Genomic DNA, 14,132 nt, shown 5'->3' with positions numbered 1-14,132 from the left:
GTCGATCTTGATAGCTTCCGTCGTGCGGACCGGCCGTGTGAAAGCCGCCGGTCCGACCACTTCACCGGATCGAGGAGAACCAGCCGACATGCGACGCGCTTCCCGTACCGACACCGGAACGGCCGACGGGATGCGGTGGACCGCACCGGTCGTCGCGGGTGTCGCGGGCGGCGTCGCGGTGCTCGGCTTCGGCGGCCTGTACGTCGCCGGACTCCTCCTGACCGGAAGCGACATCGCCGCGGGCACGAAGGTGCGCGGGGTCGACCTGGGCGGAATGAGCCGGGCCGAGGCCCGGCGGGCCCTGGACCGTGAACTCGGCCCGGACGCCGCGGCACCGGTCGTCCTGCGCGTCGGGGAACGCTCCGAACGCCTCGCCCCGGGCGCCCTCGGCCTCTCCCTGGACACCGCCGCGACCGTCGAGCGCGCCGCGCGCTCCGGCTCGGACCCGCTGACCGCGATCGGACGCCTCTTCGCCTCGGGCGACCCCGACGTACGGCCGGTGGTCGGCCTCGACGAGAAGACGGCCCGTGCCGCCCTCGACCGGGTGGGCGAGAAGAGCGGGCGCGCGGCCCGCGAGGGCTCCGTCACCTTCGAGAAGGGCCTGGCCGAGGCGGTCGCCCCGGTCACGGGCATCGCCGTGGACGCCGACCGGTCCCTGGACGCGCTGCGCGCCGCGTACCCCACGGCCGCCGGCAAGCCCGTGGAACTGCCGGTCCGCACGACCGAACCGCGCGTCGGCCGACAGGAAACGGACCGCGCGCTGAAGGAGTTCGCGCGACCGGCCGTGTCGGCGCCGGTCACCCTCACCGTCGAAGGCAGGCGCATATCGGTGTCCCCCACCCTGCTGGGCAGGCACCTGACGCTGAAGGACGACGGCCGGGGCCGACTGGCCCCCCGCCTGGACGCGAAGGCACTGCTCGCCGCTCCCGCCCTCGGCGGACCCCTGCGGCAGGCCACCCGGGGCCCCGTCGAGGCGAAACTCCGGGTGGACGACGGCCGGGTCACCGTCGTCGAGGACGGGAAACCGGGCCGCCAGGTCACCGAGGCCACGCTGGGCAAGGCCGTGTTGCCGCTGCTGACCGGAGCCGGGGCCGCCGCCCGCACCGGAGAGGTCGCCACCGAGTCGGTCCGGCCGCGGCTCACGCGGGAGTCGGTGCGCGAACTCGGCATCACGGAGCAGGTGTCCACCTTCACCGTCCCGTTCGAGCGGGCCCCGTACCGGACCACGAACATAGGCCGGGCCGCCGAGCTGATCAACGGTTCGGTGGTGCTGCCCGACGAGACGTGGAGCTTCAACCGGCGGGTCGGCGAGCGGACGAAGGAGAACGGCTTCGTCGACGGCCTCATGATCAACAATGGTGTGTACGAGAAGGCCGCGGGCGGCGGGGTCTCGGCCGTGGCCACCACCGTCTTCAACGCGATGTTCTTCGCCGGCGTCAAACCCCTCGAATACGGGGCGCACTCCTTCTACATCGAGCGCTACCCCGAGGGCCGCGAGGCCACGGTCGCCTGGGGCAGCCTGGACCTGCGCTTCGCCAACGACACGGGCCGGGCCCTGTACATCCAGGCGACGGCCACCGACACCTCTGTCACCGTCACCTTCCTCGGCACCGGGAAGTACGACGAGGTCAAGGCGGTCAAGGGCCCGCGCACCAACGTCAAGGCGCCGGCCTCCCGCACCGGCAGCGGCCCCAAGTGCGAGACCCAGACCCCGCTGGAGGGCTTCGACGTGGCCGTCGACCGGATCTTCGTGAAGGGCGGCCAGGAGGTCAGGCGCGAGACGATGAAGACCCGCTACACGCCGCGCGACGCCGTCACCTGCGGGGCCTGAGCGACCTCCGCCGGTCCGCGCGGCTCGCTCACCCGTCCGTGTGACGTCGGGCGCGGGACGGGGCACGGGTACGGCAGGGTGGGCGGATGCAGCCGCGCCGGATTCCGCCCGTGCCCCTGGCCCTCGTCGTACTCGCGCTCGCATTGACCGCCGGGTGCGTGACGGTACGGCCGACGGACACCACCGGAACGACGCCCCCGCCGGTGTCCGCCGCGACCCCCGCTCCCCCGCAACAGGTCGTGGAGGCATGGCCGTTGCGGATCCTCCCCGCTCCTTCCGAGCCGGCCCCGCCCGCCACGGCGGCACCGGACACCGCCCCTGCGCCGCGGCCGGCCGGCCCCGGGCGGGCCGCGCCGCCGCGCACGGCCCCCGGGCCGGCGGCCCCGGCGCGACGCACGGGGCGGGTACCGCGGCACGCCGCGCCCGTCGCGCCGGCCCGCCCGGCGCACCGCGCGCCCGCCGCCAAGCCCCGCGGGCGGGAGTCCGTACGGCCCGGAGCCCGGCCGGCGCCGAGGCGCTCGTACGACATGGCGCCGCTGTGCGCGGCGGCCAAGGGGACGGTGTCACCGTCCATCGTGGCCCTGTGCCGCTGATGACAGTGCGGGCGCATAGCCTCGGGACGACGTCGTCGGGCAGCGGGGCCGGCGGGTGGACGACACGGGGAGTGTGGGGCATGACCGACTCGGCAGCGGTGGTCGGCGCGTTGCGGGAACTGGCGCGGGAGCGGGCGGGCGAGGTGGAGGTCCTCGACGGGTTCACCGACTCCGAGATGGACGCCTGGCGGGTCGAGGTGCCCGAGGCGCTGCGAGCCGTGCTGCGGGAGATCGGCGGGGTGCGGACCGGGGAGAGCGAGTTCGTCTTCGGGCCGCGCGGCCGCCAGGTGTTCACCGACGGCCACTGGACCCTGGGAGACCTGGACTACGGAGAGGGCTCGCTGATCGTGGGGGCCGGGACCGGCGACTGGGGTCCGGTGGTGGCGGTGTTCCCGCACCGGGCCGACGACCCGGAGGTCACCGTCGAGGCCCCGGAGTTCGTACGGTGGCTGACCGGCTTCGCCGAGCGGCTCGCGGAGGGCGCCGAGCGACCCGTACCCGGGACGTTCGTGAAGGCCGTCCCCAGCGTCGCGGTGGCGGAGGGCCCGGACTCCGAACTCGCCGCCCTGGTCGGTGGCGGGGACCCGCTCACCGACCTCGTCGACCTGCGGGCCCTGCCCGCGTACCCCTGCGGGGTGGGCTGGGAACCGTACTTCTCCACCCTCCACGGCACCGCCGACACCAGCGGCAGCGACGTGCGGTTCCGGCTGGTGGGCGACGGCCGGGTGCTCCTCCTGCACAGTGTGGTGAGCGGGGACTTCCTGGGCCGTCCGGTGCGCCGGCACGCGTCGCCCGAGGACGCCCCGCACCGCGCGGTCGCGGAACTGCGCGCCTTGGCGGCGGAGTTCCCCTCGTACGTCGCACTCGAACCGGGGAGCGCGGACTCCGTCATGGACGGCTGGCCGGTACCCGTCCCCGAGGACGTCCGGGTGGTGCTCCGCGAGTTCGGCTCGGTGACCGTCACGGGCCTGCCCACGCTGTGGCTGCGGCCGGGCGGCGACGCCCTCGGCGTGGATCCCGAACTGCACCGGATGCTGGGCGGCGACGGAACGTACTGGCCGCTGGCCGGCGTGCGGTACGGGCGGGGCGGCGCCCTCGTCCAGATCCGGATCGACCCCGAGGCCGGGCAGTGGGGGTACGCGGTCTCCGTGCCCGCCGACCCGGCCGCGCTCCGGAGATACCCCGAGGTGAAACTCCTCGCGGAGTCTCCCGCCGACCTGCTGCTGGACCTCGTCCGGCGGGTGCGCCGGGCCGCCGGCGGGCCTGACTTCGCGGCGCGGATCGCCGGCGTGACGCAGTGGCTGTTCCCCAACACCGGTGAACCGTGGCCGCGTCCGACCCCGGTCTCGGAGTGGGCGGGCTCGACGGATCCGCTGCTCGCGGCGGCCGTGGCGGAGCTGCCGGACGGGGCGTACGCCGCCGACCTGCGGGAGGTCCCGCTGCCGAGCGACCTGTGCTTCCACCGGGCCCGCGAGTGGCCGTACTCGGCGAGGCTGGACCGGCTGCACTTCCCGGCGGGCGGACGGCTGGCCGCGGCGGTACCGGTCCAGGCGGTCTCGGGCTGACCCGGCGCCGTTCGGTGGGGCCGGGGGTCGCCCGCGCGGGAGTCGACGGGCCGGGAGTCGGCGGGGCGCGGTTCGGCGGGGCCGTCGCGTCACCCCGTCGGCGGCGCGTCATCCGACTGGCTCCGGCCCGGCTTCCGGGCCGGGCCTGACGGGTTCGGTTTCATGGGCGGGGCGGGCCCGCACGGGGCCCCTGAACCCAGGGAGCGGGCATGGCCAGGATCGCCCTGTTCGGCGCGACCGGCACCATCGGCGGTCGGGTGCTGCACGAGGCACTCGGCCGCGGTCACCAGGTCACCGCGGTGGTACGGGACCCGGAGCGGCTCCCCGACCCGGACGGTGCGGCGGTGACGCGCGGCGACGTCCTCGACCCGTCGTCGGTGGCCGAGGCCGCCGAGGGGCACGACGTGGTGGTGAGTGCCTTCGGACCGGGTCCGGGGGACGCGGGCGCCATCGTGACCGCCGCGAGGTCCCTGATCGGCGGCGTGCAGACACTGGGCACCGACGAGACGTCCAGGCCCCGGCTGGTCACGGTCGGCGGGGCGGGCTCGCTGCGCACCGCCGGCGGTCGGCAGGTCTGGGACCAGGAGGACGTCCCGGAGCCGGTCCTGGCGGTCATGCGCGCCCATGGCGAAGCCCTCGACTTCCTGCTCACCGTGCCGGTGGAGGAGGTCCACTGGACCAGCCTCAGCCCGGCCTCGCTGATCGCGCCGGGCGAACGCACGGGGACGTACCGGCTCGGACTCGACGACCTGATCGTGGACGCCGAGGGGCTGAGCCGGATCTCCACGGAGGACTACGCCGTCGCCCTGGTGGACGAGGTCGAGCGGGACGCGCACGCGGGGCGCCGGTTCACGGTCGGGTACTGAGCGCGGGCCCGGGTGCGCGGTCGGCTCGCCGGGCGCGGGCGCGGGCGCGGGGTTCGATCGCCGGCGCCCCGGGCGAGCACATCGACGGTCGGCCGCGCGGCGCGGGGGTTCGGCTGCCGGGCGCGCGGGTGGCGGTGCGCGGCCCGGTCAGTCGACGCGGCGCCCGGGGGGCCTGTCGTCCTCGGGGTCGGCCTCGGCGCCGTCGGCTCCCGGGGGCCGTGCGTCGTCGGCGTACAGCGCGGTGAGTTCGGCGCCGGTCCGGGCGAGCGTCCGCCGCACCTCGGGCGGTTCCAGCACCTCCACGCGTCCGCCGAGCCCGGCCAGGCTCGCGGCGATGGCCCGGGGCGCCGGACCGTCGACCCACACCTCGGTCCAGCCGTCGGGCAGCGGCTCGCCGACCCGCAGTCGGCCGCCGAGCAGTCGGCCGAGGAGGGGCAGGACGGACGGTTCGACGCGGGCCCGGGCCGTGGCCGCGTACATCCCGCCCTCGATCGTCTCGGCGAGCGCGCGCCACGCCGTGGCCAGGTCGAAGTCGGGCGGCCGGACGACCGGCTCGCCCGTCGGCTCGACGGAGACGATCCGGCTCAGCCGGAAGGTGCGCAGGCCCCGCTCCGTGCCGGCCACCAGGTACTCCGCTCCCGCCTTGGAGACGAGCCCGAGCGGCTCGACCTCGCGGACCCCCGCCGGTTTGCCGACTCCCTCGTATCCGAGGCGGACCCTGATCCCGTCCACGACGGCGGCCTGGAGCGCGGTGCGGTGCCGGGTGTCCGTCGTGGCGGGGTTGCGGGACCAGTCGGTGGTGTCCGTGACGCCGGCACGCGAGGCGGCCTCCGCGTCCGCGCGCAGCGTGGCGGGCAGGGCCCGTACCAACTTGCGGAGCATGGTGCGGAGTTCGGGTGTGACGGCGAGGGGGCCGGTGGCGAGGAAGAGCGCCCGGGTCTCGTCGGCGGTGAGTCCGGTGAGGTTGGTGCGGGCCCCTCCCACCAGCGACCAGCCGCCGCCGCGGCCGCGCTGGGAGTAGACGGGCACGCCGGACGCGGCCAGCGCCTCCAGGTCACGACGGGCGGTGCGCTCGGAGGTCTCCAACTCCGCTGCCACCTCGGAGACGGTGACGCGACCACGCTCTTGGAGGAACAGCAGGATCGCCACCAGACGGTCAGCCTTCATGGGTTCATTGTGCTCGAAAAACAGGCCACAAGGTGGCCACTTTGATGACCAGGATGGCGTGCATGACCACAGACACCACGTCGTTCGAGCAGTCCCCTTCCACCAAGGCCGCCACGCCGGCAGCCGATGCCCTCGACCCGCGCGACGACCTCGCGACGGCCATCGCACTCGCCGGCCGCACCCTCGCCGCCGTCCGCCCCGACCAGTACGACGCCCCGACCCCGTGCGAGGACTTCGACGTCCGGCGGCTGTCGAGCCACCTCGTCGCCGTCGTGCGGCGGATCGCGGTGATCGGGCGCGGCGAGGACCCCTTCAGCGTGCCGTCCTTCGCCGACGAACTGGCCGACGGGGCGTGGGGCGGCGCCTGGGAGTCCGCCGCTCGCGAGGTCGCCGACGTGTGGGCCGACCCGGGGATCCTGGGGCGCGAACTCCGGCTTCCCGTGGGCCGGTTGCCGGGGGCGGCCGGTGCGCTCATGTACAGCCACGAGCTGACCGTGCACACCTGGGACCTGGCGCGCGCGACCGGGCAGCGGCCGGTGTGGGACGAGTCCCTGGTGGAACGCGCGCTGACGCTCGTGCGGCGGGTCCTGCCGGCCGAGGCGCGCGGCGGGCCGATCCCCTTCGGTCCGGTCACGGACGTGGCCGCCGACGCTCCCGCCATCGACCGGCTCGTGGCGTGGGCGGGCCGCCGCCCCTGAACGGGCGGCCCCGGAGCCCCGGAGACGGGCCGCGGCGCGGGGCGTCCAGCGCCCCGCACATGCGGTCGGGGCCGCGTTCACCTGGGGAAATCGGGTGGATCCGGCCGCCTCCGGCTCTCTAGAGTGACGGGGCACCACGTCGTCGAGCAGGAGCGGACCATGCGCACGCACTACCCCCGTACGGCGCATCTTCCCTGGTCCCCCGGGGCGAGCGCGGACGATGTCCGCGCCTCCGGGCTCTCGGCTCTGGCCGGACGCGAGGTGGTGGTCACGGAGAAGCTCGACGGGGAGAACACCACCCTGTACTCCGACGGGTCGCACGCGCGCTCCCTAGACTCGGGGCACCATCCGTCGCGGGCGTGGGTGAAGGCGCTGCAGGGCCGGATCGGGGCCGGGATCCCGGCGGGTTGGCGGGTGTGCGGCGAGAACCTGTACGCACGTCACTCCCTCGCCTACGAGGACCTGGACAGTTGGTTCTACGGGTTCTCCGTGTGGGACGGCGATTCCTGCCTGGACTGGGACCGCACCGTGCGGTTCCTGCACGGGATCGGTGTGCCGAGCCCGAGGGTCCTGTGGCGTGGGGTCTTCGACGAGCGGGCGCTGCGCCGGCTGCGGCTCGACACGAACCGCCAGGAGGGCTACGTCGTCCGCACGGTGGACGGGTTCACGCGCGCCGACTTCGGTCGGTACGTCGCGAAGTGGGTCCGCGTGGGGCACGTACAGACCGACACGCACTGGATGTACGCGCAGGTCGTACCGAACGGACTCGGGCGGCGGGCCCCGTTGTGGGCGGTCCGGTCCGGCTCCGAACCGGACGTCGCGGCGCTGCGGGACGCGGTCGGGGCGGGTCCGGCGGCGCACGCCGAACCCCCCGTGCCCTCCGTCGACCCCCCGGGGACGTCCGCCGCGTCGACGGAGGAGGTCGTCGCGGAGGTGACCGCCCGCCTGGACGGGGCCGGGCGCACCGGCGAGGCACGACTGACCGGGGTGCTGGCCGCCGCGCTGCGCGGTGAGCGGCGGGCGGCCCTCGGGGCGCGGCTCGCGGCCGGGCCGCTCGGGATGGCGACGGCCCGGCGGGTCGCGGACCTGGTCGGGCTGTACCCGGTGCTGCGACGGCCGTTCCCGGACGAGGAGCGGCGGGCCGGGCTGGTGCGACTGGCCGCCGCGGCCGACCTGGGTGTGCTGCACGCGCTGGCCGGGGCCGCGGCGGACGGGGCCGCCCGGGAGTGCGTGGAGTGGTCCGCGCTGTGCGCCGAGGACGCGGGGCTGCTCGGGCCGGACCCGCTGGGGTTGTTGCGGTCGGGGCTGCGGGACGGCGTGGCGGGTGTGGACGCGGACGCGGCGGACCGCTGCTGGGCCGAGGCGCGGGAGGCGTTCGCGCTGGGCAGGGCGCGCACCGCCGAGGAGGCGGTGGCCGCGACCTGGCGGTGGCGCGACGGGGCGTTCCCCCGGCTGATCCAGCTGTGCGGCCCCTCGGGCAGCGGCAAGAGCACCTTCGCCGGGTCGCTGCCCGGCGTGAGCGCGTACGTGAGCCTGGACGACCTGCGGGCCGCCCGGGGTGCGCGCGGCGACCAGAAGGACAACGCGGACGTGCTCCGCGAGGGCCTCGACCGGTTGAGCCTGGCCCTGGCCGCCGCCACGCGCACCGGCGGCACCGTGGTGTGGGACGCGACCTCCCTCAATGACCAACAGCGCGGTCTGGCGGGCGCGGTCGCGCGCCGCCGGGACGCTCTGGTCACCCACGCGGTGGTGTGGGTCGAGGAGGCGGAGCTGGTGCGGCGCAACACGGTCCGCCCGCATCCCGTGCCCGCGGCGGTGCTGGAGTCACAGCTGCGGCGGTTCGCTCCGCCGTATCCGGGCCGGGCACACCGGACCTGGTACATCGGCGCGGGGGGCCGGGTCGAGGACACCGCCGGTGCCGTCGCGGAACGGGACGGGGACCTGTGATGCGTACCAGCGAGGAGCTCTACCACCAGGTGCGCTGGGACCCGCGGTTGGATCCGGCGCGGTTCACGCTCGGGCTGCTGCAACGCGGGGCCGCCCCGAAGCGGGTGCCCCTGCCGTCGTTCGTGCCGGGGGGCGACATCCCCTGGCACCGGGTGCTGTTCGTCGAGGCGGACGGCGAGTTGGTGTGGGACCGGGCCACCGGCCTGGACGTGATCGACGGCACGCGGGCCGGTCGGATCGAGGAACCGCGGCTGCTGGACGCGCCGTTCTTCACCGTACGGATCCCGCACGCGTGGGACCCGGCGGGCGAGGGCGCCTGGCGGCCGGCCGAGCCGGACCCCGACGCCCCCCGCGTGGACGCCGTCCGGCTGGTCACGTGGAACACGCTGTGGGACCGGTACGACGCGCCCCGCATCTCCACCGCGCTGCGCAGGCCGATGCTCCTGGCCGACCTGGCCCGGGCCGACGCCGACGTGATCGCGCTCCAGGAGGTCGAACCGGCGCTGCTGACGATGCTGCTCGCGCAGCCGTGGGTACGGGAGCGGTACACGGTGGGCGCCGACCCGCGCGGCCGGGACGTCGTCGAGTGCGGGCTGTTGATCCTGAGCCGGTTGCCGGTGCGGGAGGCGGGTCTGCACGAACTGCGCCCGCACAAGGCCGTGATCGCCGTGACGGTGGACACCGCGGCCGGGCCCCTGGTGGTGGCCAACACCCACCTGACGAGCGACCACAGCGAACACGGCGCGGACCGGCGGACGGGAGAACTGGCCTCCCTGGCCCACGGCCTGGGCTCCGTCGACGCCCCGATCGCCCTCGTCGGCGACTTCAACGACGGCCGGACCGGGGCCGAGGGCCCTGCCGCCGCGCTCGGACTCCGGGACGCCTGGACCGAGGTACACGGGGCGGCGGACGACACGCCGACCTTCGATCCGGCGGTGAACCCGCTGGCGGCGGTGGGCTCGCTCTCTGGACGGTCCGCGCGACTGGACCGGATCCTGCTGCGGTCGTCGGGCGTGGTGTGCTCGGCGGCGCTGCGGGGCGACGTCCCCGGCCCGGACGGGCTGTTCGTCTCGGACCATTTCGGGGTGGAGGCGACGGTGGGGTTCGAGGCACCGGACGAGGGACCCGCGCGCCTGGACGTGGCGGCGACGGCGCGCACGGCCGTGGCCTGGCTCCCACCGGCCGACCCGGCCGTGAACGCCCTTCGGCGAGCCCACGATCCCCGGGTCGACCGGTGGCCCGCGCACGTGAACCTGCTCTTCGGCTTCGTTCCCGAGTCGGCGTTCGAGGCGGCGATGCCGCTGCTGGCGCACGTCGCGGCGGAGGCTTCCCCGTTCACGGCCCGCCTGGAGGGCGTACACGACTTCGGGCACCGGGAGGACGCCACGCTGTGGCTGGACCCGGCCGCCGACGGCGCCGCGCCCTGGCAGGAGCTTCGACGGGCACTGGCCGCACGGTTCCCCGGCTGCCGGGGCCGCGCCGAGGGCTACACCCCGCACCTGACGCTGGGGCGCAGCGACGATCCGCGGCGGGCGGTCGCGGAGTTCGGCGCCCGCCTCGGCGGCGGAACGCGCCGGGCGCGGGTCGGCTCGCTCGCCGTGCTGTCGCGGCGCGGGGACGGACCGATGGAGGTCCGGGCGACGGTGGAGTTGGGCACGGGCGAGGTCAGGTGGGTACCCGATACCGAGCCGTCGATCGAGCCGTCGATCCCCCCGTCGACGGATTCGTCGGCCGACCGGGGCCGTCCTGATCCCGGGGCGGTCCTCGCCCGGATCACGGCGGCGTTGGGCGAGGGCGTGGTGCACGTGGCGGGGTCCCGGCGGATGGGCTGCGCGCTGCCGGACGCGGATCTGGACCTGGTGGCGGCGCTGGCCGGCGAGGTCCGCATCGAGGAGGTGCGGGGCCGGGTGGCGGCGGCGCTGCCCGAGGCCGAGCGGCTGCGGTCGGTACCGGGGGCGCGGGTGCCGGGGCTGCGCTTGCGGGTGGGCGGACTGGACGTGGACCTGGTGGTGGTCTCCACCGGCGCCATGGAGCCGGAGCGGGCCGTGGCCCGACGGGCGGAGCTGGGCGAGGCGGCGCGGATCGCGTTGAGCGCGGTCGGCGACGCCGACGCGGTACGGGACTTCGTGGGCCCGCGGCAGGCCGCCTTCGCCGGGCTGGCCCGCGAGGTGAAGGCCTGGGCGCGGGCGCGGGGCCTGGATTCGGCGCCGTTCGGCGGACTGCCGGGCCTGGCCTGGTCGGTGATGGCCGCACGGACGGTGCGGGAGGCCTGCGACCTGGCTCCCGACGCGCTGTCCCGTGAGTTCTTCGGGACGTGGGCGGCCTGGGACTGGCGCGAGCCGGTGTCCCTGGGGGCGACGGGATCCGCGGCAGCGCGGCGGGCGGGGCAGGAGTCCGGGGCGGGGCTCCCGTCCGCGCACGGCCCGGGCGGGAGCGACCGTGACCCCGTCACGGTGCTCACCCCCTCCGATCCGGTCCGCAGTTGCACGACGCAGGTGGGGCCGGGTACGCGCGACCTGCTGGTCCGGGAGCTGTACGCGGCCTGGGAGGCGTTGGAGGCCGGCGCGGACGGCCCGCTCGCCGCGGCCGGAGCGCCGGCGCACCGACGACACGCCGCCTGGGCGGTGGTCACCGTACGGGGCGACGCAGGGGAGTTCGAGGAGCGGCTGGGCCGCGTGCGCGGCCGGTTGCGTGCGCTGCTCGCCGCGCTGGAGGAGGGCGGTGTCGGGGACGCTCACGCGTGGCCCCGTCCGTTCGTGTCGCGGGACACGCTCGCTCGCTACGCGATCGGGCTCGGGTCGAACCCGCCGGCCGCGGCCGACCTGTCCCCGCTGGTCGCCCGTTGGACGGCGGGCCTGCCGGGAGTCACGGTCGAGCGGGTGGAGGGCGGGGCCGTTCCGACCCTGGCCTGAGCCCCGACGCCCCCGGCGATGCCCGGGCCGACGGTCGCGGCGACTCCCGGCGACGACAAGTAACGAACGCATGGACACGAGCACCCTCCTGCCGGCCCCACTGTCCGAACGTGGTCGGTCGACCACCCCGTCCCGCCCTCCCCGTGCGGCGGGCTCGGCGGGCAGTGCGGGCCGGAGCGGTCAGGAGCCTCAGTAGAGTGCGGCCGGCTTTTTTCGTCAATACTTTTCACAAGGATTGAAGAAACCCCAAGTTCACAGGCCTGACGCGCAATTGACACTCCGTTGGATCTTCAGTTCATGAACGCTCAACCCCTTGACGCCCCCCGCGCCGGGCAGTTCACTCACGCTTCGATCCCCCCGGATCCTCGACGTCAGGAGTGCCCCGCATGCCCCTGCTCCACGATCGCCCGCCGAGACTCACCGTCGCGGCCCTCGCCGCGGCCCTGGTCGCGGCCCTCCTCGTGCTGCTCCCCGGCGCCACCGCGAGCGCGGCGCCCACGCTGCTCTCCCAGGGCCGGCCCGCCACCGCCTCCACCGTGGAGGGCGGCGGCACCCCGGCCTCCGCGGCCGTGGACGGCGACACCAACACCCGCTGGTCCAGCCAGTTCGCCGACCCGCAGTGGATACAGGTCGACCTGGGCGCCCCGGCGCAGATCAGCCAGGTCGTGCTGCGCTGGGAGGCCGCGTACGCCAAGGCGTACCGGGTCGAACTGTCCACCGACGGGGCCAACTGGTCCACCGCCCACTCCACCGCCACCTCCGCCGGCGGGGTCCAGACCCACGACGTCACGGGCACCGCCCGCTACGTCCGGGTGTACGGCACCCAGCGCGCCACCGGATACGGCTACTCGCTCTGGGAGTTCCAGGTGTACGGCACGGGCGGTACCGGTCCGACGCTCCCCGGCGGGGGCGACCTCGGCCCCAACGTGATCGTCTTCGATCCGTCCACGCCGAACATCCAGGCCCGGCTGGACCAGGTCTTCGCGCAGCAGGAGTCGGCCCAGTTCGGCTCCGGCCGCTACCAGTTCCTGTTCAAGCCGGGCACGTACAACGGCCTCAACGCCCAGATCGGCTTCTACACCTCGATCTCGGGTCTCGGCCTCAGCCCGGACGACACCACCATCAACGGGGACGTCACCGTCGACGCCGGCTGGTTCGGCGGCAACGCGACGCAGAACTTCTGGCGTTCGGCGGAGAACCTGGCACTGAACCCGGTCAACGGCACCGACCGCTGGGCCGTGTCCCAGGCCGCGCCGTTCCGCCGGATGCACGTCAAGGGCGGACTCAACCTGGCCCCCAACGGCTACGGTTGGGCCTCCGGCGGGTACATCGCCGACTCCAGGATCGACGGCCAGGTCGGCAACTACTCGCAGCAGCAGTGGTACACCCGCGACAGCTCCATCGGCGGCTGGTCCAACTCCGTCTGGAACCAGGTGTTCTCCGGCACCCAGGGCGCGCCGGCCCAGGGCTTCCCCGAGCCGCGCTACACCACGCTGGACACCACCCCCGTCTCGCGGGAGAAGCCCTTCCTGTACCTCGACGGGAACGAGTACAAGGTGTTCGCCCCGGCGAAGCGGGTGAACGCCCGCGGCACCTCCTGGGGCAACGGGACCCCGCAGGGCACCTCGATCCCGCTGAGCCGGTTCTACGTGGTCAAGCCGGGCGCGAGCGCCGCCACGATCAACCAGGCGCTGGCCCAGGGCCTGCACCTGCTCTTCACCCCGGGCGTCTACCACGTGAACCAGACCATCCAGGTGAACCGCCCCGACACGGTCGTCCTGGGCCTGGGCCTCGCCACGATCATCCCGGACAACGGGGTGACCGCCATGAAGGTCGCCGACGTGGACGGCGTCAGGCTCGCGGGCTTCCTGATCGACGCCGGTCAGGTCAACTCCCCCACCCTGCTGGAGGTCGGTCCCGCCGGCGCGAACACGGACCACGCGGCGAACCCGACGACCGTGCAGGACGTGTTCATCCGCGTCGGCGGCGCCGGTGCGGGCAAGGCCACCGCCGGCATGGTGATCAACAACCACGACACCATCGTCGACCACACGTGGATCTGGCGGGCCGACCACGGCGACGGGGTGGGCTGGGAGACCAACCGCTCCGACTACGGCTTCCGCGTGAACGGTGACGACGTGCTGGCCACCGGGCTGTTCGTCGAGCACTTCAACAAGTACGACGTCGAGTGGAACGGCGAGCGCGGCCGGACGATCTTCTTCCAGAACGAGAAGGCGTACGACGCCCCCAACCAGGCCGCGATCCAGAACGGTTCGATCAAGGGCTACGCCGCCTACAAGGTGGCCGACTCGGTCAACACGCACGAGGGCTGGGGCCTGGGCAGCTACTGCTACTACAACGTGGATCCGACGATCCGTCAGGACCACGGCTTCCAGGCGCCGGTGAAGTCCGGTGTCCGCTTCCACGACCTGCTCGTCGTCTCGCTGGGCGGGAACGGCCAGTACGAGCACGTCATCAACAACACCGGCGCCCCCACCTCGGGGACGTCGACCGCCCCCTCCACCGTGGTCTCGTTCCCCTGATCCACCCCTG

The 14,132-nt window shown here is 74.9% G+C and carries 9 protein-coding genes; 8 read left to right on the top strand and 1 reads right to left on the bottom strand.

Annotation, left to right across the window (positions count from 1 at the left end):
• The first annotated feature begins 88 nt into the window (after nucleotides 1-88).
• The 4 genes from ADK55_RS25380 (at nucleotide 89) to ADK55_RS25370 (ending at nucleotide 4,855) form a co-directional block, all read left to right on the top strand.
• Entirely contained in the window at nucleotides 89-1,831 is a 1,743-nt protein-coding gene (locus tag ADK55_RS25380) for a VanW family protein (protein ID WP_324611204.1), read from the top strand.
• Nucleotides 1,832-1,917: 86 nt separating this feature from the next.
• Nucleotides 1,918-2,424: a hypothetical protein gene (locus ADK55_RS38770; protein ID WP_159041546.1), complete on the top strand. Its 507-nt coding sequence runs from the start codon at nucleotides 1,918-1,920 to the stop codon at nucleotides 2,422-2,424.
• Between the two features lie 80 nt (nucleotides 2,425-2,504).
• Nucleotides 2,505-3,989, top strand: coding sequence for a hypothetical protein (locus ADK55_RS25375; RefSeq protein WP_053682103.1), 1,485 nt, complete (start codon nucleotides 2,505-2,507; stop codon nucleotides 3,987-3,989).
• A gap of 209 nt (nucleotides 3,990-4,198) precedes the next feature.
• On the top strand, nucleotides 4,199-4,855 hold the full coding sequence (locus tag ADK55_RS25370) for an NAD(P)-dependent oxidoreductase (RefSeq protein ID WP_053682102.1): 657 nt from the start codon (nucleotides 4,199-4,201) through the stop codon (nucleotides 4,853-4,855).
• A gap of 147 nt (nucleotides 4,856-5,002) precedes the next feature.
• On the opposite strand, the gene ADK55_RS25365 is transcribed toward ADK55_RS25370, so the two are convergent.
• The gene (locus tag ADK55_RS25365; RefSeq protein WP_053682101.1) at nucleotides 5,003-6,022 is read right to left on the bottom strand and encodes a helix-turn-helix transcriptional regulator; all 1,020 of its coding nucleotides are present in this window, start codon (nucleotides 6,020-6,022) and stop codon (nucleotides 5,003-5,005) included.
• A gap of 62 nt (nucleotides 6,023-6,084) precedes the next feature.
• On the opposite strand from ADK55_RS25365, the gene ADK55_RS25360 reads away from it, so the two are divergent.
• From ADK55_RS25360 to ADK55_RS25345, 4 genes are all read left to right on the top strand, one after another.
• Nucleotides 6,085-6,720, top strand: coding sequence for a TIGR03086 family metal-binding protein (locus ADK55_RS25360; RefSeq protein ID WP_053682100.1), 636 nt, complete (start codon nucleotides 6,085-6,087; stop codon nucleotides 6,718-6,720).
• A 159-nt stretch (nucleotides 6,721-6,879) separates the two neighbouring features.
• On the top strand, nucleotides 6,880-8,667 hold the full coding sequence (locus ADK55_RS25355; protein ID WP_053682136.1) for an RNA ligase family protein: 1,788 nt from the start codon (nucleotides 6,880-6,882) through the stop codon (nucleotides 8,665-8,667).
• Nucleotides 8,667-11,579, top strand: a complete 2,913-nt coding sequence (locus ADK55_RS25350) for a poly(A) polymerase (RefSeq protein ID WP_053682099.1) — start codon at nucleotides 8,667-8,669, stop codon at nucleotides 11,577-11,579. The genes ADK55_RS25355 and ADK55_RS25350 overlap by 1 nt, the downstream gene beginning before the upstream one ends.
• Before the next feature lie 386 nt (nucleotides 11,580-11,965).
• Nucleotides 11,966-14,122, top strand: a complete 2,157-nt coding sequence (locus ADK55_RS25345) for a discoidin domain-containing protein (protein WP_053682098.1) — start codon at nucleotides 11,966-11,968, stop codon at nucleotides 14,120-14,122.
• The last annotated feature ends 10 nt before the right edge of the window (nucleotides 14,123-14,132 follow it).

The organism is Streptomyces sp. WM4235 (genome assembly GCF_001279725.1).
In the GTDB taxonomy this organism is placed as follows: Bacteria; Actinomycetota; Actinomycetes; order Streptomycetales; family Streptomycetaceae; genus Streptomyces.
This window is presented reverse-complemented; position numbering and strand designations above follow the sequence as displayed.

Bases quoted from the DNA above. Each gene is read 5' to 3' on its own strand.
- ADK55_RS25380 (WP_324611204.1), top strand. From the start codon at position 89: ATGCGACGCGCTTCCCGTACCGACACCGGAACGGCCGACGGGATGCGG.
- ADK55_RS38770 (WP_159041546.1), top strand. From the start codon at position 1,918: ATGCAGCCGCGCCGGATTCCGCCCGTGCCCCTGGCCCTCGTCGTACTC.
- ADK55_RS25375 (WP_053682103.1), top strand. From the start codon at position 2,505: ATGACCGACTCGGCAGCGGTGGTCGGCGCGTTGCGGGAACTGGCGCGG.
- ADK55_RS25370 (WP_053682102.1), top strand. From the start codon at position 4,199: ATGGCCAGGATCGCCCTGTTCGGCGCGACCGGCACCATCGGCGGTCGG.
- ADK55_RS25365 (WP_053682101.1), bottom strand. From the start codon at position 6,022: ATGAAGGCTGACCGTCTGGTGGCGATCCTGCTGTTCCTCCAAGAGCGT.
- ADK55_RS25360 (WP_053682100.1), top strand. From the start codon at position 6,085: ATGACCACAGACACCACGTCGTTCGAGCAGTCCCCTTCCACCAAGGCC.
- ADK55_RS25355 (WP_053682136.1), top strand. From the start codon at position 6,880: ATGCGCACGCACTACCCCCGTACGGCGCATCTTCCCTGGTCCCCCGGG.
- ADK55_RS25350 (WP_053682099.1), top strand. From the start codon at position 8,667: ATGCGTACCAGCGAGGAGCTCTACCACCAGGTGCGCTGGGACCCGCGG.
- ADK55_RS25345 (WP_053682098.1), top strand. From the start codon at position 11,966: ATGCCCCTGCTCCACGATCGCCCGCCGAGACTCACCGTCGCGGCCCTC.